This window comes from Luteolibacter pohnpeiensis (assembly GCF_016595435.1).
GTDB classification, from domain to species: domain Bacteria; phylum Verrucomicrobiota; class Verrucomicrobiia; order Verrucomicrobiales; family Akkermansiaceae; genus Luteolibacter; species Luteolibacter pohnpeiensis.
Genome location: NZ_JAENIJ010000141.1, coordinates 1 through 844, shown reverse-complemented (window position 1 = coordinate 844; position 844 = coordinate 1). Strand labels below are relative to the sequence as shown.

At 46.7% G+C, this 844-nt stretch carries 1 protein-coding gene; it reads right to left on the bottom strand.

The features are described from left to right. Positions 1-251: 251 nt before the first annotated feature. Entirely contained in the window at positions 252-653 is a 402-nt protein-coding gene (locus tag JIN85_RS20625) for a hypothetical protein (RefSeq protein WP_200274406.1), read from the bottom strand. Positions 654-844 lie beyond the last annotated feature (191 nt).

Below are 844 nucleotides of genomic sequence, written 5' to 3'. Positions count from 1 at the left end.
TCAATATCGTCGTCAGAGATACCTTCTTCGCCGATGATCTCAATCGCTGCTACAAGGATGGCGGGCTCGACCGGGGTCATTTCTTGAGAGAACGTTAAAGAGCACGCACCCCTATCAGCGAGGGCAAGTGTCGATCACTGGATTGGTTTTGAAGTTACGGATAGTCATGAAAACAGGCCGGCTGATAGGGGTTGCTGTGCCTCGGCTTGTTCTGCCTTTTCGATTCTTTGATTGAGCTAGCACTTTATGACCTACTGCTTGTTTAACCTGTAAAAGTCGCTGTCCCAGTCAAAGATCAGCATGTTGGGATAAACAGAGAACGGAAATGATGAAAATCTTTCTGGTTCAGTAAGAACCTCGCCAGTAATGCTATCTATAAAGAATGAATAAACACCAATGTCGAGACCACGATTTCTCAGTGTCCAGGTCCCACTGTTGATGATCGTAGCGCCACTAGGTGTCTTCAATGTCTGAACGAACTTGTAATCCGGCATGATCTCTAACTGATCAGAGTATCCATCACGCACAGCGGTATATATGCCTACAACACTACTCTCAGAAGGTATGGGGGCGCGCAATAACGCATAGAGAGAACCTGCCATCATTGTAAAAGCGACAAATACTGAAAGGAGCAGCAGGATGGATTTCTTCATTTCTTGGCAGAACGTTTGAAGTGTGGCACGGCGGGAAAAAGGCGTCCAGAGCGAAGCGAACTACCGAGCTTATCCGCCGTTGCCACCACTGACTTGTTCTCCTGCTTGTTTAGGTGGTGCTTTCGGAAATATCTTAGTTGGATCGCTTGCATCAATCTTAGATTCCATCTCTGGAGACAAAGGCTTAAATC

Bases quoted from the DNA above. Each gene is read 5' to 3' on its own strand.
- JIN85_RS20625 (WP_200274406.1), bottom strand. From the start codon at position 653: ATGAAGAAATCCATCCTGCTGCTCCTTTCAGTATTTGTCGCTTTTACA.